This window comes from Mesorhizobium sp. WSM4898 (assembly GCF_029625845.1).
GTDB lineage: Bacteria > Pseudomonadota > Alphaproteobacteria > Rhizobiales > Rhizobiaceae > Mesorhizobium.
Window position 1 is genome coordinate 697,484 of record NZ_JARTVQ010000003.1, and the last position, 17,724, is coordinate 715,207.

At 63.2% G+C, this 17,724-nt stretch carries 19 protein-coding genes; 6 read left to right on the plus strand and 13 right to left on the minus strand.

What is annotated here, in order from left to right:
- Positions 1-174: 174 nt before the first annotated feature.
- The 8 genes from P9228_RS18230 to P9228_RS18265 form a co-directional block, all read right to left on the minus strand.
- A complete protein-coding gene (locus P9228_RS18230; protein WP_067330212.1) occupies positions 175-753 on the minus strand; it encodes a hypothetical protein in 579 nt (192 codons plus the stop codon).
- A 79-nt stretch (positions 754-832) separates the two neighbouring features.
- The gene (gene glyA, locus P9228_RS18235; RefSeq protein ID WP_067000730.1) at positions 833-2,146 is read right to left on the minus strand and encodes a serine hydroxymethyltransferase; all 1,314 of its coding nucleotides are present in this window, start codon (positions 2,144-2,146) and stop codon (positions 833-835) included.
- Positions 2,147-2,272: 126 nt separating this feature from the next.
- Positions 2,273-3,913 (minus strand): Na+/H+ antiporter, encoded by a 1,641-nt coding sequence (locus P9228_RS18240; protein WP_278054694.1) that lies wholly within the window; start codon positions 3,911-3,913, stop codon positions 2,273-2,275.
- Positions 3,914-4,051: 138 nt separating this feature from the next.
- Positions 4,052-5,305 carry a L,D-transpeptidase family protein gene (locus P9228_RS18245; protein ID WP_278054695.1) on the minus strand — a complete coding sequence of 418 codons (1,254 nt, stop codon included), beginning with the start codon at positions 5,303-5,305 and terminating at the stop codon, positions 4,052-4,054.
- A gap of 334 nt (positions 5,306-5,639) precedes the next feature.
- Positions 5,640-6,092, minus strand: a complete 453-nt coding sequence (locus P9228_RS18250; RefSeq protein WP_095824862.1) for a hypothetical protein — start codon at positions 6,090-6,092, stop codon at positions 5,640-5,642.
- A 176-nt stretch (positions 6,093-6,268) separates the two neighbouring features.
- Positions 6,269-6,784 (minus strand): winged helix DNA-binding protein, encoded by a 516-nt coding sequence (locus P9228_RS18255; RefSeq protein WP_067001002.1) that lies wholly within the window; start codon positions 6,782-6,784, stop codon positions 6,269-6,271.
- A 239-nt stretch (positions 6,785-7,023) separates the two neighbouring features.
- Complete coding sequence (locus P9228_RS18260) at positions 7,024-7,446, minus strand: DUF6163 family protein (RefSeq protein ID WP_278054700.1); 423 nt, start codon at positions 7,444-7,446, stop codon at positions 7,024-7,026.
- Positions 7,443-8,486 (minus strand): enoyl-CoA hydratase/isomerase family protein, encoded by a 1,044-nt coding sequence (locus P9228_RS18265; RefSeq protein WP_067330035.1) that lies wholly within the window; start codon positions 8,484-8,486, stop codon positions 7,443-7,445. Before P9228_RS18265 ends, P9228_RS18260 begins: the two co-directional genes overlap by 4 nt.
- 167 nt (positions 8,487-8,653) lie before the next feature.
- On the opposite strand from P9228_RS18265, the gene P9228_RS18270 reads away from it, so the two are divergent.
- The 3 genes from P9228_RS18270 (at position 8,654) to P9228_RS18280 (ending at position 11,474) form a co-directional block, all read left to right on the plus strand.
- On the plus strand, positions 8,654-9,469 hold the full coding sequence (locus tag P9228_RS18270; protein ID WP_067330032.1) for a DUF2066 domain-containing protein: 816 nt from the start codon (positions 8,654-8,656) through the stop codon (positions 9,467-9,469).
- A 179-nt stretch (positions 9,470-9,648) separates the two neighbouring features.
- Positions 9,649-10,680, plus strand: a complete 1,032-nt coding sequence (gene hemB / locus P9228_RS18275) for a porphobilinogen synthase (RefSeq protein WP_278054701.1) — start codon at positions 9,649-9,651, stop codon at positions 10,678-10,680.
- Between the two features lie 146 nt (positions 10,681-10,826).
- Positions 10,827-11,474 (plus strand): dihydrofolate reductase family protein, encoded by a 648-nt coding sequence (locus P9228_RS18280; protein WP_278054703.1) that lies wholly within the window; start codon positions 10,827-10,829, stop codon positions 11,472-11,474.
- Between the two features lie 41 nt (positions 11,475-11,515).
- On the opposite strand, the gene ppk2 is transcribed toward P9228_RS18280, so the two are convergent.
- The gene (gene ppk2, locus P9228_RS18285) at positions 11,516-12,436 is read right to left on the minus strand and encodes a polyphosphate kinase 2 (RefSeq protein WP_278054704.1); all 921 of its coding nucleotides are present in this window, start codon (positions 12,434-12,436) and stop codon (positions 11,516-11,518) included.
- Between the two features lie 264 nt (positions 12,437-12,700).
- On the opposite strand from ppk2, the gene P9228_RS18290 reads away from it, so the two are divergent.
- Complete coding sequence (locus tag P9228_RS18290) at positions 12,701-13,744, plus strand: aldo/keto reductase (protein ID WP_067330020.1); 1,044 nt, start codon at positions 12,701-12,703, stop codon at positions 13,742-13,744.
- A gap of 39 nt (positions 13,745-13,783) precedes the next feature.
- Here P9228_RS18290 and P9228_RS18295 read toward each other — a convergent pair whose 3' ends face one another.
- Positions 13,784-14,755: a glycosyl transferase family 90 gene (locus P9228_RS18295; protein ID WP_067330017.1), complete on the minus strand. Its 972-nt coding sequence runs from the start codon at positions 14,753-14,755 to the stop codon at positions 13,784-13,786.
- Between the two features lie 114 nt (positions 14,756-14,869).
- Entirely contained in the window at positions 14,870-15,535 is a 666-nt protein-coding gene (locus tag P9228_RS18300) for a GntR family transcriptional regulator (protein ID WP_067330206.1), read from the minus strand.
- A 118-nt stretch (positions 15,536-15,653) separates the two neighbouring features.
- Here P9228_RS18300 and P9228_RS18305 point away from each other — a divergent pair, with 118 nt between their 5' ends.
- On the plus strand, positions 15,654-16,898 hold the full coding sequence (locus P9228_RS18305; RefSeq protein WP_278054706.1) for a multidrug efflux MFS transporter: 1,245 nt from the start codon (positions 15,654-15,656) through the stop codon (positions 16,896-16,898).
- Between the two features lie 30 nt (positions 16,899-16,928).
- Positions 16,929-17,303, plus strand: coding sequence for a DUF423 domain-containing protein (locus tag P9228_RS18310; protein ID WP_278054707.1), 375 nt, complete (start codon positions 16,929-16,931; stop codon positions 17,301-17,303).
- Between the two features lie 44 nt (positions 17,304-17,347).
- Here P9228_RS18310 and P9228_RS18315 read toward each other — a convergent pair whose 3' ends face one another.
- Together P9228_RS18315 and P9228_RS18320 are read right to left on the minus strand one after the other, a co-directional pair.
- A complete protein-coding gene (locus tag P9228_RS18315; protein ID WP_095801262.1) occupies positions 17,348-17,485 on the minus strand; it encodes a hypothetical protein in 138 nt (45 codons plus the stop codon).
- Positions 17,486-17,541: 56 nt separating this feature from the next.
- Positions 17,542-17,676 carry a hypothetical protein gene (locus P9228_RS18320; RefSeq protein ID WP_278054710.1) on the minus strand — a complete coding sequence of 45 codons (135 nt, stop codon included), beginning with the start codon at positions 17,674-17,676 and terminating at the stop codon, positions 17,542-17,544.
- Between the last annotated feature and the right edge of the window lie 48 nt (positions 17,677-17,724).

A 17,724-nucleotide genomic window follows, 5' to 3' on the forward strand; every position in this document is an offset into this window, starting at 1 on the left:
TGCAGACTCTTCGGAGAAGATCATGCTTCAAAAACAAAATCTTAGAGCGAGATGGCGATTCAAGGAAGCGTCATCTCGCTCTGGTGAGCGGAAGGCTTGGAGCCTTTCATTTCTCAGAGATAGCGAGGCGCGAGAAAGATTGCCAGCGCCCTGCCCCTGTCGTGCCCGGTCGGTTCAGGGCGCGACGTCCTTGGTCGGGAATCCGCAGGACGTGCCGAGGTTGCGGTAGGCCTTGGTGAAGCCGTCCATCGGAATGCTGGCGACGGTCTGCTTGCCAAAAACAACATCGAGCGAAGTGACTTTGCGCATGGCGCGCAGCAGAGCGAGACTTGTCTTCGCCTGGTTGTCGACCGTCCAGCTGGGACGACCGCCGACGGCATTCGAATAGACTTTCGCGGAAACCTTGATGCCGGGGTCGCCGAAGGTCGCCGCGATGTCCTTGCCGGTCGGCAGGTCCTTGTTGTCGACGGCGATCATGATGGCGGGATAGGCATCCGGCGGCAGCGCGTCGCCGGTCGAGATCGACAGCGTTAGCGTGCCAGCATTGCCGATGCCGTCGACGAAAGCTGCGGAGGCCGCGCAGGTCTTGTGCGCATCCTGCCCGGTGTCGAGCGTGTCGATGATCGTGGTCCATCTGCCGAAGGTGTTTGTGGCCGGTTCTGGCTGCGCCTGCTCCTGCCCGGCCGCGCCGGACACGGCGAAACCGGCCAGCGAGCCGACCAGGGCCAAGGCGGCAAGATGGAAAATGCGCATCATCAAGTCTCCAGTTCGCGACGCCGCCCAATCAGGACGGCGCACTGCCGGCGGATAAAAGATGACGCGCGGCTTCCGGTCAACCGAGATAAGGATAGAGCGGGAAACGATCCGTCAGCGCCGTGACCTTGGCCTTGACCGCGGCCTCGACTGCCGCATTGCCCTCGTCGGAATTCGCCGCCTTCAGCCCGTCCAGCACCTCGGCGATTAGCTTGCCGATCTCGCGGAACTCGGCCTGGCCGAAGCCGCGCGTGGTGCCGGCCGGTGTGCCGAGGCGAACGCCGGAGGTGACGAACGGCTTTTCGGGGTCGAAGGGGATGCCGTTCTTGTTGCAGGTGATGTTGGCGCGGCCGAGAGCCGCCTCGGCGCGCTTGCCGGTGGCGTTTTTCGGGCGCAGGTCGACCAGCATCAGATGGTTGTCGGTGCCGCCCGACACGATGTCGAGGCCGGTTTCCTGCAGGCTCGAAGCCAGCGCCTTGGCGTTGGCGACGATGCTCTCGGCATAGGCCTTGAAGCTCGGCTTCAGCGCCTCGCCGAGCGCCACCGCCTTGGCCGCGACGACATGCATCAGCGGGCCGCCCTGGAGGCCTGGGAAAACCGCCGAGTTCATCTTCTTGGCGATCTCCTCGTCGTTGCACAGGATCATGCCGCCGCGGGGCCCGCGCAGCGACTTGTGCGTCGTCGTGGTCACGACATGCGCATAAGGCAGCGGCGACGGGTGCATACCGCCGGCGACTAGCCCGGCGATATGCGCCATGTCGACCATCAGATAGGCGCCGATCGAATCGGCAATCTCGCGGAAACGCTTCCAGTCCCAGATGCGCGAATAGGCCGTGCCGCCGGCCAGGATCAGCTTCGGCTTCGTCTCATGCGCGGTCTTCTCGATCGCGTCCATGTCGAGCAGGTGGTCGTCCTTGCGCACCCCGTAGGAAACGACCTTGAACCATTTGCCGCTCATGTTGACCGGCGAGCCATGCGTGAGATGGCCGCCGGAGTTCAAATCGAGGCCCATGAACGTGTCGCCGGGCTGCAGAAGCGCCAGGAAGACGGCCTGGTTCATCTGGCTGCCCGAGTTCGGCTGGACATTGGCGAAGTTGCAGCCGAAAAGCTTCTTGGCGCGCTCGATGGCCAGTTCCTCGGCCACGTCGACGAACTGGCAGCCGCCGTAATAGCGCTTGCCCGGATAACCCTCGGCATATTTGTTGGTCATGATCGACCCCTGCGCCTCGAGCACGGCGCGGGACACGATGTTTTCCGAGGCGATCAGTTCGATCTCATGGCGCTGGCGGCCAAGCTCGTTTCGGATAGCGCCGAAAATTTCCGGATCGGCGTCGGCAAGCGTGGTCTCGAAGAAGGATTCGAATTTGTTGGAGGCTGCCGCGGCATTTGACATGGCTTGCTTTCCCTTGGGGCCGGAGGTCTGCGAGGTCGCCGCGCCATTAACACAGTTGTTTGGAGCCCGCCACGTTTGCGGCGCGAAATTTGCTGGCCGGATTGCGCCAAGCAAATCGGCTGAACACTATTTCCGGTCGCGCCGGCTTTTGAGCAGCGCTTCTGTCAAAGTGATCTCGGAAAGCAGCGCCCGCATCGTGTGGTCGTTGATCTGGCGGGTGCGGAACATGGCGCGCACGGCGGCGCGCTCCGCCTCTATGCCGGCGTGCCTGAGCTCAAGCTCCAGCCGCCCGGATTCGCGCGCCTCGGCGCGCGCCTCTTCGGCCTCGTCGGAAGCCGCGATGCGGCGCCGGTAGCCGGCAACGATGCTGTCGGCGACCGCGAGCCGGGCCTCGGCCGCCTCGCCTTCGCCGCCCTCGCTGGCGAGGCTCTCGATCTTGGCGATGGCGGCCTTGGCGGCGCCCGCACGCGCCCGCCGCTCCTCGGCCGCACCCGGATCCTCGCCTGGCTCGACCAGCCCGCGGGCGATCCCCGGCAAAGCAAGGCTGGCGATGACCAGCGAGCAGATGATGACGCCGGCGGCGAGGAAGATCACCACGTCTCGCGCTGGAAAGGGCGAGCCATCCTGCAGCGCGAGCGGCAGCGACAGGATGCCGGCAAGCGTGATCGCGCCGCGCACAGCGGCCACCGATCCGGCAAGCCTGACGCGGAAACCAAAGGGCTCTGCCTTGCGCTTGCCGAGCCGCGCGGCGATCATCGATGCCATGTCGCCGATCCAGATCCAGAGGAAGCGCAGGCCGATCGCGCAGAGCGTCAAAATGAGCACGGTCAGCACCGGCTCGAACAGCCAGTGCCGGCTGGTGAGCTCCGGCGGGACCCTGCGAATGATGTCAGGAAGCTGCAGGCCGAGCAGGATGAAGAGAGCGCCGTTGAAGACGAAGGTCAGCATCGACCATAGCGACATCGCCTGAATCCGCGCCGAGACCGAGAGATGGCGGAAAATGCCGGAGGTGCCCGTAACCAGGCCGGCGGTGACCGCGGCCAGAATGCCGGAAGCGCCGACATGCTCGGCAATGAGATAGGCGACGAAGGGCAGCAGAACCATCACCAGCACCTGCGCCCCCGCCGGCGTGCCGCCGATGCGGCCAAGCACCTGCAGCGCCTTGGCGGCGACGAACAACGCCGCAATGCCCGCGAGGATGCCGGCCGCCACGGCGTAAAGAAAGCTCAACGAGGCGGCGGCGAACGAAAAGCTGCCAGTCAGCGCCGCCGCAACGGCAAAGCGGAACATGACCAGGCCGGAGGCATCATTGAGCAGGGATTCGCCTTCTAATATGTGCATCAGCCGAGCCGGAACGACATTGCGGTCGACAATCGAGGACACGGCAACGGCATCGGTCGGTGACAGCACGGCGGCTAAAGCGAACGCAACCGCCAGCGGGATGCTTGGCACCAGCCAGTGCAGAGCATACCCGAAGCCGACGATGGTGAAGAAGACAAGTCCGACGGCGAGATCGAGGATCGGCCGGCGCAGCTCGATCAGCTCCCGTTTCGGCGCCGCGAAGGCATCACCGAACAGAAGCGGCGGAATGAACACCAGCAGAAAGAGTTCCGGATCGATCTCGACATGCAGTCCCTTGGCCGGCCAGGCAAGCGCGGCGCCGATCGCAATCTGCAGCACGGGGAGCGGCACCCGCACCAGCCGCACGAGAGCGCCGGAAAGCGCCACGAAAGCAAGCACGACGAGAATGAAGACGGCCACGTCCATGATGCTATTCCAGCTGTTCGCGCTGTAAGTCTCATATTCGACGCATGTCGCTCTGCCAAAACCGCTGCGCACTGTTTGGGGACATGCAAACAAAAAAGCCGCTCCAAGAGCGGCCTTTTCTTGATTTATATCAATCGGTTACAGAGCAGAAGTAATCTGCAGCTCGCTGTTGCCGTCGAGGCCGTAAATGTCGTCGCGGAACTGCACGACGCCGGGTCCGGTCGACCATGCCGACAGATACAGGAAGTGGACCGGCACCGGGTTGACCACCTGCACCGGCGTATTCGCGCCAGTCTTGATCGCCGCCTCGAAATGCTGGCGATCCCAGCCGGGCGTATCACGCAGGATCCAGGTGACGAGGTCGCGCACATTCTGGACGCGCACGCAGCCGGAAGAGTCGAAGCGCATCAGCTTGCCGAACAGGCTCTGCTGCGGCGTGTCGTGCATGTAGACGCCGTCCGGGCTCGGGAAATTGATCTTGACCGAGGCCATGGCGTTGCCGGCGCCGGGATCCTGGCGGAAGCGGTACTTGGCGGCATCGTCCGTCGACCAGTCGACGGTCATCGGATCGACCTCGCTGCCGTCAGGCGCGAACAGCCGGATGTGGCTGTCCTTGAGGTAGTTCGGGTCCTTCCGCATCAGCGGAATGATGTCCTTGCGCACGATCGAAACCGGCGCGTTCCAGTAAGGATTGACGATGATCTCGTTGATCTTGGAATTCACGATCGGCGTCTGGCGGTCGATCTTGCCGACGATCGCGGTGTGGCGCAGCACGACGCGGTCGTTCTCGACGGCTTCCACCTGCGCGGCCGGAATATCGACCAGCACATAGCGGTCGCCAAGCGTGCCCGCCTTTTCGCGCAGCCGCTGCAGATTGGTCTGCAGCTGGCCAAGCCGGATCGGCGCCGGCACGTTCATCGCCGAATAAGTGTATTTGCCCATGGAGCCGTCGGCCGGCAGGCCGTGACGGAGCTGGAAGCGCTTGACCGCCGAGTCGACATAGGAATCGAACGCCGTCGAAATGCCGGCGCTCTGCGACAGGTCGCCCGAGACCATCAGCCGCTTGCGCAGCGGCACGACATCCGGATCGTCGACGCCGAGCTGCAATTTCTTGGTTGCCGGAACCTGCTCCCAGCCGCCCTGGCCGACAATGCCCTGGTACTGCGCCACCGCCTGCTCGGTGAAGGCTACGGTCTGCAGGCTGAAGATCGGCAGCGTCGAGGCAACCTTGCCGGTCTCGCTTGCACGGGCGTCGAACTGGTCGTCCCAATTGCCGCGGGTCGAGGATTTCAGAATGTCGCCGATCACATCCTGCGCGCTGGCATGGCCGGCGACGACGGCGGCGGCGAGCGCAGAGGCTCCGGTCAGGAAGAAACGGCGGCTGGTTCTCATGGATGTTCCAGACATTTTAGCTATATCTAATCTCGCTCAGTTCGCTCTACTGGCGGGTTGCCCGCACTCTAGGGTCGGCAATCTTAACAATTAGCCAACCATGACTTGCGTCAGCAGGGCGTGAAAACGTAGGACCACGACACCTGCTCCAGGAAGCGCAGGGCCTCGGCCCGCAGCATCACCCGCATTCTCGCTTTCACTGCGATTATGGCGGCAACGTGACCTTGGCCCGCGATTTGCATCCGGCAAGATGATCAAAAAATGGGACCGAGGCATTTTGGCATCGCCGATAGCGGCGGGTTCACAGGATGCCCGCCGTCATCCTCGGTTTGCCCTATTTCACCCGGTTCGGGCAGAGGGCTTTGAACTGCTCCAGCGTGTAGTCGTAGCCCGAGGCCCCCGAGCCATCGAGCACCACGTTCTCGTCGGTGTCGGTGATCTGATAATCCGTCTCGCTTCCGGCGGGGCTGCGCCTCTGGAACAGCATGTTGGCGCCGTAAAAGGTGGTGAATTTTCCGCTCTTGCAGTCCGCTGTGATCTCCAGATGCAAGGGCGTTTTCATTTCCTTAGCGATGCAATCCTCGGTCACCTTACCGACATAGTCGCGGCAGTATCCGATGGCGTTCTGCCTCGTATGTTTGGTCAGGATGCTGGCATGCGAGGTGTTGATGCCGGATTTCTTGACGACCGTAACCTCCATTCCGGCCTTGGAGCCATAACCGAGAGTCCGGGCAGCGGCCGGTGAAACAAGGATCACAGCGCAAATCGCAAGCAGGATATGACGCATGAGGCCCTCCTCTTTTGCCTGCAGAGCTTCCACGCGCGCTGCTCGGCGGTCAAGCGCCCTGCTGCAGCGCGCTTTCGCAAAAGAAAAGAACCGGCACCTGTCGGCACCGGCCCTGATTGCTTCCTCCGGCCGCGCTTCTTCGGCGCGACTTCGATCGTCTCAGATTTCGAATCCGCTTACATCCGGTAAGCGATCGTGTCGTTCCAGAAGCGATCCAGACGCTGGAGCGCGCGGTTCATCTGCTTGAACTCGTCGGTGTTGATGCCGCCCACGGCCTCGATCGAGCCGACATGGCGCTCGTAGAGGCCGGCGACGACCTCGGCCACCTCGTTGCCCTTCGGCGTCAGCGAGACGCGGACCGAGCGGCGGTCGATGCGCGAGCGCTGGTGGTTGATGAAGCCGAGGTCGACCAGCTTCTTCAGATTGTAGGAGACGTTCGAGCCGAGATAATAACCGCGCGAGCGCAGCTCGCCGGCGGTCAGCTCCGAATTGCCGATGTTGAAGAGCAAAAGCGCCTGGATGGCGTTGATGTCGGAGCGGCCGTTGCGGTCGAACTCGTCCTTGATCACGTCAAGCAGACGGCGATGCAGACGCTCCACCAGCTGCAGCGATTCCATGTACAGCGAACGGATCGCCTCGCGGCGATCGTCGGAAACGTTGGCGGTCTTCGCCGCCGGACGCGAATTGATCATTGTCTTTGCCTCTCGTTTGTCGCCCGGTGATTTTTTGTTCTTCACCTTGATCGCGACACTATCGAATACTCATAAAATTCGACTTAAACGCCAGGGCTAACAAGAGCTTACCGGTAAGAGGTTTCGAAAGAGGCTTAACGAACGGTCATACGAGCAAGAACAATTAACCTAAAGATTTAGCCAAGGGTTTTGGGGCAGTCGCCGACCCCGTATCTAGGTTCCTTACGCCGCCCGGCAAGCTATTGCCTGAGCTGGCGCTTCTGCAGCCAGATGACCACGCGGAAGACGATGTAGAGCAGCGCCACGGAGGCATGTGAGACGACGATCAGGATCCGATGTCCGAAGAGATTGGGAAAGCCGGCATACATGACGGTCTCGGTCGCCGCGCAGATGAACCAGATCACCGGCCCCCAAGAGGCAAGCATCCAAAGGCCCGCGGCGGCGAAAGGAAAGAAGACGGCAAGCGTGGCCGCGGCCACCTGCCAGTGCACCGGCATCAGGTCGAAGCGCCAGAGCTCGCCCGGATAGATGCCGATCAGCCGGACCCAGTAGAGGACACCGAACAGCAGGCAGTAGCCGGCAATGACCCGCTGGAACCAGGCGAAGATGATCTCGGTGGTCGAGGGCTGCAGCACCACGCGCCTGGAGGTGACCTCGCTCACAGCTCCAGCTCCCCGGCCCCGAGCGGCGCGAAATACGCGTCGACATCGGCCGCGCTCACCGCATCGAGGCTGGCGGGCCGCCATTCCGGCTTCGAACCCTTGTCGATGATGGCGGCGCGGATGCCTTCATAAAAGTCGTGGCCGGCCAGCATGCGGTTGAGGATGCGGAACTCCATCTTCATGCACTCGTCCATCGACAGCGTCGACCCGGCGCTGATCTCGCGCCAAGCGACGTTGAGGCTGGTCGGCGAACGCGTCCTGATCGTCGCCAGCGTCTTGGCGGCGAAAGCGTCGGTGGCGGATGCTCGTTCCAGGCTGGCGACGATAGCGGCGAGCGAGGGTTGCGAAAAATGGCGGGCGATCGATTCCAGATCCTGCCGCTCGGTCTCGCGTCTTGCGGGTGTGAAGAAATCGCGCAACTCCGCGTTCGCGTCGCCGCTTGTCGCCAGCTCGTCAAGAAGCCCCGCCTGGTCCTCGGCCTTGATCGTGTGGGTGGCGAGGCCCGACCACAGGGCATCACCATAGCGGATGCGGTTTCCCGTCAGCCCCAGATACATGCCGAAGCTGCCGCCGAGATCGGGCAGCAAATGGCTGGCGCCAACATCGGGGAAGAAGCCGATGCCGACTTCCGGCATGGCGAATTGCGCGTTCTCGGTCAGCACGCGGTGCGAGCCGTGGAAGGAAATGCCGACCCCGCCGCCCATGACGATGCCGTCGATCAGCGCGACATAGGGTTTCCTGAAGCGGGCGATGCGGGCATTGAGACGATACTCGTCGGCGAAGAAGTCGACCGGCGGCTTGCCGGCGCGGCCCGCCTCGTAAATGTGCAGAATATCGCCACCGGCGGAAAACGCCCTGCCCTCAGCCTTGACGACGACGACGGCGACGCCGGCATCGCCCTCCCAGGCGTCAAGCGCCTTGCCAAGCGCCTTGACCATGCGATGGGTGACGGCATTGAGCGCCTGCGGCCGCGTCAGTGTGACGACGCCCGCCTTGCCTAGACGCTCGAAGCGAATCTCGTCGCCTCCGCCAAAATCCATCGCCAGAGAATCCTCCTCTCCGCCCTTCCAGGGGGATTGAAGTGCTAAAGGCGGCATAAGGATGCGTCAATGGCGGCAACGCCGCGCTGGCGGCCAGCCGCTTCCGGTGTTAGGTAACCGGCAAAGTGTCGCGCGTAGGCGGCGCGACAGATTTCGAGCTAATCGACATGGCTGGGGTTTCTCGTCTCGTTGCTGGATTGGCAGGTCTCCTCTTTCTGGGAGTTGCGCCGGCCGCCGCCGAGGCAGCCTCTGAACTCTACCTGGCGCAGACGATCGTCACCGGCACCGGCGAGGCTAATCGCGAGATCGGCTTCAAGGATTGTCTGGACAAGGTGCTGGTCAAGGTTTCAGGCGATCAGCGGCTGACGCAGAAGCCGGAGATGCTGGCGCTGCGCAATAAGGCGGCCGACTTTGTCCAATCCTTCCGCTACCGCGACCGGCTGGAAGGCGTTCCGATCCATGACGAGCAAGGCACGCATGACCGGCCGCACGATCTCACCTGCCTCTACAAGCCCACAGTCGTCGACAAGCTCCTGGCGCAGCTCGGCAGCAAGCCATGGCACGGCGAGCGGCCGCTGATTGCCGTCTTCATAACGGCCGAGCAAGGGGCGCAACATTTCGTGCTGACGGCCGACGAGGATCGCGGCCAGTCAATGCGCGAATCCTTTGCCAACGCGACGGCGCCGCTCTCGGTGTATGTCAGCTTTCCAAAGGCTGACCAGCTCGCCGGCCTCGACGACAAGGCGCTGCGCACTGCCGATATGGCAAAGCTCGACCAGCTCGCCCGGCAGGCGGGTGCCGACCGGGCGCTCGCCGGCAGCATCGTGTGGAACGACAAGGAATTGGGCTGGATCGCCGACTGGCGGCTGGCCGAACACGGCAAGACCTATCAATGGCAGGTGCGCGGCGTCAGCTTCGACGAGGCTTTTCGCGTGGCTGTGAAGGGCGCGGCACAGATTCTGTCGGGGAATGGACAGCCGTAAACGTCGGCTGCCCTTCATCCGCCTGCCGGCACCTTCTCCCCGTCAAGGGAGAAGGGAAGTGCTCCAGCGCCGGCGATCCCCTCTCCTCGTTCTTCGCGGAAGCAACTGGCACAATCGTGTCGCATTGGTCAGCGGCAGGGGCGCATGGTAAAAGCCGGGACGACAACAGAGTTCTGGCGATGAACAAGTTTACCCCCGCAAAGCCTGCCGGCGCCCGCAGCGTCGACGAGATCACAGGCAGCCGCAGGCTGCGGCGCATGCGCAAGGCCGACTGGTCGCGCCGGCTGGTGCAGGAAAACCAGCTCTCGGTGAACGATCTGATCTGGCCGATCTTCGTCGTCGACGGCAAAAATGTGCGCGAGCCGATCGCCGCCATGCCGGACGTCTACCGCCTGTCGGTCGACCTCGCGGTGAAGGAAGCGGAGCGCGCCGCCAAGCTCGGCATCCCGGCGATCGCGACTTTCCCCAACATCGAGCTTTCGCTGCGCGACCAGACGGGCTCGCATATCCTCGATCCCGACAATGTCATCAACCGGGCCACCCGCGCCATCAAGGACGCGGTGCCGGAGATCGGCATCATTACCGACGCGGCGCTCGATCCATTCACCAGCCATGGCCATGACGGCATCCTGCGCGACGGCATCATCGTCAATGACGAAACCGTCGAACAGGTCACGGCCGCGGCCGTCATCCAGGCAGCCGCCGGCGCGGACATCATCGCGCCGTCCGACATGATGGACGGCCGCATCGGCGCGATCCGCGACGCGCTGGACGCCAACGGCTTCCAGGGCGTGGCGATCATGTCCTATGCGACGAAATTCGCCTCGGCCTTCTACGGCCCCTATCGCGAGGCAGTCGGCACCGCCGGCCTGCTGAAGGGCGACAAGAAGACCTATTATATCGACCACGCGAATTCCGATGAAGCCGTGCGCGAGGCCGAGCAGGATCTGGCCGAAGGCGCCGACATGCTGATGGTGAAGCCTGGGCTGCCCTATCTCGACATTATCCGCCGGCTGAAGGACGAGTTCCAGATGCCGACCTTCGCCTACCAGGTGTCGGGCGAATATTCGATGATCAAGGCGGCCAGCGCCAATGGCTGGATCGACGGCGAAAAGGCGATGCTGGAATCGCTTCTCGCGCTCAAGCGAGCCGGCTGCGACGGTGTCCTCACCTATTTCGCGCCGACCGTTGCGGAGATGCTGAGGGGCTAGGCCCAGGCGCAATTTTAAATTCTCGCCGCGTCACCTGGGCGCCGCCCGACGAGTTGATCGCTCGCCGGAAAATTCCGCTTGCATAATGCAATCAGTTAAGCTACTCCATGACAGCTTGCAAAATGCAACTAGTTCACGAGGCGATCATGTCAAAGCTGCGCGTCAACGCTTTCACCCTGTCGCTGGACGGTTACGGCGCCGGCCCCGATCAGACTCTCGAAAGCCCGCTCGGCGTCGGCGGCGAAGGACTGCATAAATGGATGATCCGCACGCGCACCTTTCGTGAGATGGTGATCGGCAAAGACGGCGGCACCACCGGCAGCGACGACAGCTTCGCCGCGCGCAGTTTTGAGAATGTCGGCGCCTGGATCCTTGGCCGCAACATGTTCGGGCCGGTTCGCGGCGAATGGCCGGACGAGAGCTGGAAAGGCTGGTGGGGCGACAACCCGCCCTATCACGTGCCGGTCTTCGTGCTCACCCATCACAAGCGGGCGCCGATCTTAATGGAAGGCGGCACGACGTTTTACTTCGTCACCGACGGCATCCATTCGGCGCTCGAGCAGGCGAAGACGGCCGCCAAGGACAAGGATGTGCGGGTCGGCGGCGGCGTCGCCACGATCCGGCAATATCTGAAGGAAAGCCTGATCGACGAGATGCATCTCGCGATCTCGCCGATCCTGCTCGGCTCCGGCGAGCATCTTTTCGCCGGGCTGGACATGCCGAAGCTCGGCTACCGCTGCACCAGCCAGGTCGCGACCGCCGACGCGACGCATGTGATGATCGGGCGCGAGTAAGCTAGGCTCCCCCTTCTCCCCTGTGGGAGATGCGGAAGTGCTCAATACTTTTCCGGCACATAAAGCGCGCGCGGCAGCACCTGGCGCTCGTAGGCCGGGTTGAAGACGCGCTCCGGCAGCGTGATCTCCTCATGCGGCACGTCTTCGTAAGGCATTTGCTGCAGCAGGTGATCGATGCAGTTCAGTCGGGCCCGCTTCTTGTCGTTGCCTTCGACAATGAACCACGGCGCTTCCTTGATGTTGGTACGGGCGAAGGTCTCTTCCTTGGCTTTGGTGTATTGTTCCCAGCGCACGCGCGACTGCAGGTCCATCGGCGACAGCTTCCACTGCTTCATCGGATCGTGGATGCGCATCAAAAAGCGCATCTGCTGCTCCTCGTCGGTAATCGAGAACCAGTATTTCACCAGCGTGATGCCGGAGCGCACCAGCATGCGTTCGAATTCCGGCACGTCGCGGAAAAACTCTTCGACCTGATCCGCATTGGCAAAGCCCATCACCTGCTCGACGCCCGATCGGTTGTACCAGGAGCGGTCGAACAGCACGATCTCGCCGCCCGCCGGCAGATGCGGCACGTAGCGCTGGAAATACCATTGCGATCTTTCACGCTCGGTCGGCGCAGGCAGCGCGACGACGCGGCAGATGCGCGGGTTGAGGCGCTGGGTGATGCGCTTGATGACGCCGCCCTTGCCGGCCGAGTCGCGTCCCTCGAAGATCACCACCAGCTTCTTCTTGTGGTAGGCAACCCAGGACTGCAGCTTGATGAGCTCCGACTGCAGCCGCAGCAGCTCGCGGAAATAGGTCGTTCGCTCGATGGAGGGCGGATGCGACCTCTTGTAGATCCTGGCGATCTCGAGCGAGAGCGCGGGTTCGGAAATCTCCAGCTCATAGTCCTCGTCGAGCGTGTCCTCCAGTTCGGCTTCCAGCCAGTCCTTGGCTCCGGAATTCGTCTTGACCTCGTTCATTGCGCAGCTCCTGCCTGTCAGCCACTTTCGCCTCGGATGCGCTCCGGCCGCGGCCGGAAGCACAACTCCGTAAGCCGACTGAGATACAGACGCGCAATGACGGTTTTATTGCTAGCAGGAGCCGGCAACGCTGGACCAGCCGATATGTGATCGGCCCGTATCGATGGCGGGGCGACAAGCCGCCCGAATTGTCCTACAAATACCCTCGCCTCTTCCGGCGCCCGCGACGGCGCGCCTCTTCAAAACAAATCGCAAGGAACTGACATGGAATACCGCACGCTTGGCCGTTCCGGCCTGAAGGTTTCGACATTGACCCTTGGCACGATGACCTTCGGCGGGACGGGCCCGTTCGCCGCCGTCGGCAAATCCGATCTCTCGGAGGCGAGCCGCATCATCGATACCTGCATCGATGCCGGCATCAATCTCATCGACACCGCCAACGTGTATTCGAACGGCCTGTCGGAGGAGATCGTCGGCGAGGCGCTCGGCGGCAAGCGCAAGAACGATGTGCTCATCGCCTCCAAGGCGCGCATGCGGATCGGAAACGGCCCCAACGACGAAGGCCTGTCGCGCCATCACCTGATCCGGGAATGCGAGCGGAGCCTGAAGCGGCTCAAGACCGACGTCATCGACATCTATTTCCTGCATGAGTGGGATGGGGTCACGCCGCTGGAGGAAACGATCGCTGCGCTCGACACTTTGGTCAGCCAGGGCAAGATCCGTTATGTCGGCTGTTCCAATTATTCGGGCTGGCAGGTGATGAAGGCGCTCTCGATCAGCGACAGCCATCATCAGCCGCGCTTCGTCACGCAGCAGATCCACTACACGCTGGAAGCGCGCGAGGCGGAGTACGAGTTGCTGCCGATCTCGGTCGACCAGGGTCTTGGCGTGCTGGTGTGGAGCCCGCTGGCCGGCGGCCTGCTGTCGGGCAAATACCGTCGCGACAGCCCGACGGCCCGCCAGCTTGGCGGCTGGTCCGAACCGCCGATCCGGGACGAGGGAAGGTTGTGGCGGATCGTCGACGTTCTGGTCGAAATCGGCAAGGCGCGCGGCGTTTCGGCGGCACAGGTGGCGCTTGCCTGGCTGCTCGGCCGCCCGGCCGTTTCTTCGCTGGTGATCGGCGCCCGCAACGAAGCCCAACTCAAGGACAACCTCGCCGCGGCCAGCCTGACGCTGTCCCTGGACGAGCGCCTGCGCCTCGACGACGTCAGCCGCCCGCCGGTGCTTTATCCCTACTGGCACCAGCAGCTCACCGCCAAGAACCGGTTCGGCCCCGCCGACCTGGTGCTCGACCGCAGCGATATCTAAGAATCCGCGCCGTGCTCCGCGCCCGAAAACGCGCGGAGGTCAGCCGGCGATAAAACGCCAGACCTCCGGGTCGGGTTCGATCTGGCCGCTGAGCACGAAATATTTGTAGAGGACGAGCAGCGATACCGCCCGCTCGTCCTTTTCGTTGCTGAACCGGCGGCAATAGGCGTTGGCTGCCGTTATGATGCGTTGGGCTTCCGCCGGGTGTTTTTCGAAATAGGCGATCTTGTCGGCGACGTCCGAAAAATCCGACGCCAGAGGCACGTAGTGGACATCGGCCTCGAGCTCAGCCTCGGCGAACCAGGTTTCGTAGGTCGGCGGCGGCATCAGGCAGAGCGAATTCGAGCTCATGATCCACTTGAGGTTCGTCGCCACGTCATTGCCTTCGAGCGAGACGATGTAGCGGAACTGCCGCTGCTGCGCGATCGTGAGATACGGCTTGCGATAGTTCTCCGGGGCGCTTGGCTTGGGCGAGCCGGCATCGCAAGACGGCAGGTCGCGCACGGCATCGACGAACCGTTTGCGGATCGGATTGTTGAAATGACCGCGCCAGACCGCCATCGGGCGCTTGTCGGCGAAGGACAAATTGTCCTTTGGCATGTTGAAATGGCGGAACTTGTCGAGCTTCATGATTACGGCGTTGCCGTTGTCGTTACGGATCGGCCGGTCCTTGACGATTGACGGCACTGCCGGAACGTCGACGACGTCGCCAAACTCGAGATCGATGAGCAGGTGGCGATCGAAGTAGCGGGCGAACTCCTTCAGGTCGTAATAGTACATACTCCCGAACTTGGGTATTTGACTGGCCGGCACGGCCGCCGCGCTCGGCACGAAGCTATGGTCGAGCCGGTTGTAGTAGTTGACCCGATCACGGACCGTTTTGCTGGAGAGCCGTGCCTGCTCCAGCCGGCGCGCAAGCCGCTGGCGAAAGAGAGCCTGCGGCGCCACATCGCGCGTGATGTTGCGTATGAAATAAAATACCCGCGCTGCGGTGCGTAAGGGCGAGGCCATGCGTCCGTCGTTTAAAGATGTCCGTCGCCTCCTACAGCATTGTGCCGAACATCTTGCAAGCCCGCCCAAGCTGACGAACTTGTTGAAGTTCTAATATTCGACGATGGCCGAGGATCAGCCACCGACGACAGCAAAGCCCCTGGCGCGCAGGCCGCGCCGCTCGTCATGCAGCGAAGTCACCAGGCGGTCGCGGCTGCCGGCGATGTGGGCCGAGAGCAGCCGTGCCGCCTTTTCGGCGTCACCCTTTCGCACGGCAGCCAGGATGGCGTGGTGCTCGGCCCAGGCGCGGCCAAGCGCCGCCTCGTCGCGCACTTCCAGCCAACGCGCGCGGGAGAGCCTGGTCATTGCATCGCGGACTCCCCTAAGCAGGAATTCATTGCCGGAAAGCCTGGCCAGCTCGATGTGAAAATCCAGACCAACGCGGTGCCATTCCTCGCGCGGCGTACCGGCGTCGCAGGAATCGAGCATCGCCGCGATCACCTCGATCCCGCTGCGATCTTCCAGCGACGCCGTCAACCGCACCGCCGCCACCTCGACCGCCTCGCGGTAGACGGCGATCTGGCCGAGCTCGGCGAGATTGATCGGCGCCACCGTCCAGCCGCGGCCGTCACGAGCGATCAGCCCTTCGGTCTCGAGGCGCAGCAGCGCCGCCCTGACCGGGGTGCGGGAGGCGCCGAAGCGGCTTTCGATCCAACGCTCGGTCAGCCGCTCGCCCGGGCCGATCTCGAGCCCGAGGATCATTTCGCGAAGCTGCCTTTCGACATTCTGCATTTGCGACATTGTCGTTCCGCTCTTCGGCACCGCATTGACAGCGGCGGGGTTGAGGTTCATGACGGATACCGATTTGGTATCCCAAAATGGTATCCGGAACAATCCCGGATAACCAAGCAGGCATGACATGGCAGAAAATAGCACCCAGAGCGGCTACAATATCCATTGGCGACGCAATCTCGCCGTCTGCTTCGCCGGCTCGTTCAGCACGCTGATTGCCATGACGCTGCTGTTGCCGTTCCTGCCGCTTTATGTCGAACAGCTGGGTGCCGAAGGGCACGCGGCAATCGTGCAATGGTCAGGAGTTGCTTACGGTGCCACCTTCTTTGCCGCGGCGCTGGTCGCCCCTCTGTGGGGGCGGCTCGGCGACCGTTACGGCCGCAAGCTGATGCTGGTGCGCGCCTCGTTCGGCATGGCGATCTGCATGTCGCTGACCGGTATGGTCGAAAGCGTCTGGCAATTGGTGTTGCTGAGGCTCCTGATCGGCTTTGCCGGCGGCTACTCCTCGGGCTCGACGATATTGGTGGCGATGCAGACGCCAAAGGAGCGCTCCGGCTGGGCGCTCGGCGTGCTGTCGGCCGGCATCACGGCCGGCTCGCTGGTCGGACCGCTGCTTGGTGGCATGCTGCCGCCGCTGATCGGCATCCGCGCCACCTTCCTGTTGTCGGGCGCTGTCATCTTTCTCGCTTTTCTGGCCACGACTTTCCTGATCAAGGAAAACCCGCCGGCTCCCAAACCTGTCTCGTCGGCAAAGCCGAAGAGCGGCTGGGCACAGATCGCCGACAAGCGTCCGGTCGTCGCGATGCTGACGACCGGCTTGCTGCTCGCCTTTGCAACCATGTCGATCGAGCCGATCATCACGGTCTATGTGCAGCAGCTCGTCGTGGACCAGAGCAAGGTGACGATGGTCGCGGGCGTGGTGATGTCGGCGGCCGCGCTTGGAACCATCCTGTCCTCGTCGTGGCTGGGCAAGCTTGCCGATCGGGTCGGCCACTGGAACGTGGTCGTCGGCGCGCTCGCGATTTCTGCGCTGCTGCTTGTCCCGCAAGCTTTCGTCACCGACGGCTGGCAGCTGATCGGGTTGCGCTTCCTGATGGGGCTGGCGCTGGGCGGCCTCCTGCCCTGCATCACCAGCGTCATCCGTCACAACATCCCCGACGGCGTCGGCGGCAATGTGCTCGGACTATCGATCTCGGCGCAGTATATCGGCCAGGTCGCGGGACCGCTCGCCGGAGGCTTCGTCGGCGGCCATTTCGGCATGCGGGCGGTGTTCTTGGGCACATCGGTGCTGATGGCGCTGGGGGCGGTCTATAACTGGATTGTCCAGACGCGGCGCGCACGGCATATGCTGCTCGAGGCCGGCGAATCCTGAGCCGCGTGCGATCGAAGACGGAGCATCGAAATGAGTCTTGCCGGGCAACCATCAGACGGCGGCAGCCGCATCCTCGTGCTGGCAGGCGGTCTCGTCGGCGCGGCAGGGGTGGCGCTGTCGGCGGCGGCCGCGCATCGCGGCGGCGCCTTCACCGGCACGGCCGCATCCTTCCTGCTGATGCATGCGCCGGTCTTGCTCGCCATCGGTCTTATCGGCGGCAGCCGGTATCTCAGGATCGCAAGCCTGGCGCTGCTTGTCGGCCTGCTGCTGTTCTCGGGCGATCTTCTCGCCCGGGATTTCCTCGGTTCGCGGCTGTTTCCGATGTCGGCGCCGATCGGCGGCACGCTGCTTATCGTCGGCTGGCTGGCGATTGCGATCTCGGCGCAGTGGCGCCCAGGGTCCTAGATCCGCCTTGCCATTGCTGAGGCTCGTCGGAAAATGGGCCGCGACTACCGCCCTCCCCGACGCAGCCGCCGCTTGCGCGACGCCGGCTCCGCCGCGCGCCGCCGTTCCGGCCGGTCGGTTGGCCGCGAGATGCCCCAGTAGTTGCGATAGATGTCCTCGAAGAGATGGCTGATGGGATGCATGACTTACTTCCTTGAATTGAATCGATCCAATAGACCGACGCGAAAAAGACGGCTGCTCAGGCGCGCTTGCGCTCCACGATGAAGCGGGGCTGACGCTTCCACGGGCCTGTCTTGCCGCGGCGCCGCTCACTCTGCTCGGCCGAAGCAATGCCCCAATCGTTGCGGTAGACGTCCTCGATGACCGGATGCACGGCACCCTCCTTCTCGAATCTTGCTTCATGTCAGAGACTTGGATCGAT

What these genes read in the sequence shown, in the direction of transcription:
- P9228_RS18270 (WP_067330032.1), top strand. Translation starts at nt 8,654, where the DNA reads ATGGCTGGGGTTTCTCGTCTCGTTGCTGGATTGGCAGGTCTCCTCTTT.
- P9228_RS18230 (WP_067330212.1), bottom strand. Translation starts at nt 753, where the DNA reads ATGCGCATTTTCCATCTTGCCGCCTTGGCCCTGGTCGGCTCGCTGGCC.
- P9228_RS18315 (WP_095801262.1), bottom strand. Translation starts at nt 17,485, where the DNA reads ATGCATCCCATCAGCCATCTCTTCGAGGACATCTATCGCAACTACTGG.
- P9228_RS18290 (WP_067330020.1), top strand. Translation starts at nt 12,701, where the DNA reads ATGGAATACCGCACGCTTGGCCGTTCCGGCCTGAAGGTTTCGACATTG.
- P9228_RS18295 (WP_067330017.1), bottom strand. Translation starts at nt 14,755, where the DNA reads ATGGCCTCGCCCTTACGCACCGCAGCGCGGGTATTTTATTTCATACGC.
- ppk2 (WP_278054704.1), bottom strand. Translation starts at nt 12,436, where the DNA reads ATGAACGAGGTCAAGACGAATTCCGGAGCCAAGGACTGGCTGGAAGCC.
- P9228_RS18255 (WP_067001002.1), bottom strand. Translation starts at nt 6,784, where the DNA reads ATGATCAATTCGCGTCCGGCGGCGAAGACCGCCAACGTTTCCGACGAT.
- hemB (WP_278054701.1), top strand. Translation starts at nt 9,649, where the DNA reads ATGAACAAGTTTACCCCCGCAAAGCCTGCCGGCGCCCGCAGCGTCGAC.
- P9228_RS18245 (WP_278054695.1), bottom strand. Translation starts at nt 5,305, where the DNA reads ATGAGAACCAGCCGCCGTTTCTTCCTGACCGGAGCCTCTGCGCTCGCC.
- P9228_RS18310 (WP_278054707.1), top strand. Translation starts at nt 16,929, where the DNA reads ATGAGTCTTGCCGGGCAACCATCAGACGGCGGCAGCCGCATCCTCGTG.
- P9228_RS18300 (WP_067330206.1), bottom strand. Translation starts at nt 15,535, where the DNA reads ATGTCGCAAATGCAGAATGTCGAAAGGCAGCTTCGCGAAATGATCCTC.
- P9228_RS18250 (WP_095824862.1), bottom strand. Translation starts at nt 6,092, where the DNA reads ATGCGTCATATCCTGCTTGCGATTTGCGCTGTGATCCTTGTTTCACCG.
- P9228_RS18280 (WP_278054703.1), top strand. Translation starts at nt 10,827, where the DNA reads ATGTCAAAGCTGCGCGTCAACGCTTTCACCCTGTCGCTGGACGGTTAC.
- P9228_RS18240 (WP_278054694.1), bottom strand. Translation starts at nt 3,913, where the DNA reads ATGGACGTGGCCGTCTTCATTCTCGTCGTGCTTGCTTTCGTGGCGCTT.
- P9228_RS18265 (WP_067330035.1), bottom strand. Translation starts at nt 8,486, where the DNA reads ATGGATTTTGGCGGAGGCGACGAGATTCGCTTCGAGCGTCTAGGCAAG.
- glyA (WP_067000730.1), bottom strand. Translation starts at nt 2,146, where the DNA reads ATGTCAAATGCCGCGGCAGCCTCCAACAAATTCGAATCCTTCTTCGAG.
- P9228_RS18305 (WP_278054706.1), top strand. Translation starts at nt 15,654, where the DNA reads ATGGCAGAAAATAGCACCCAGAGCGGCTACAATATCCATTGGCGACGC.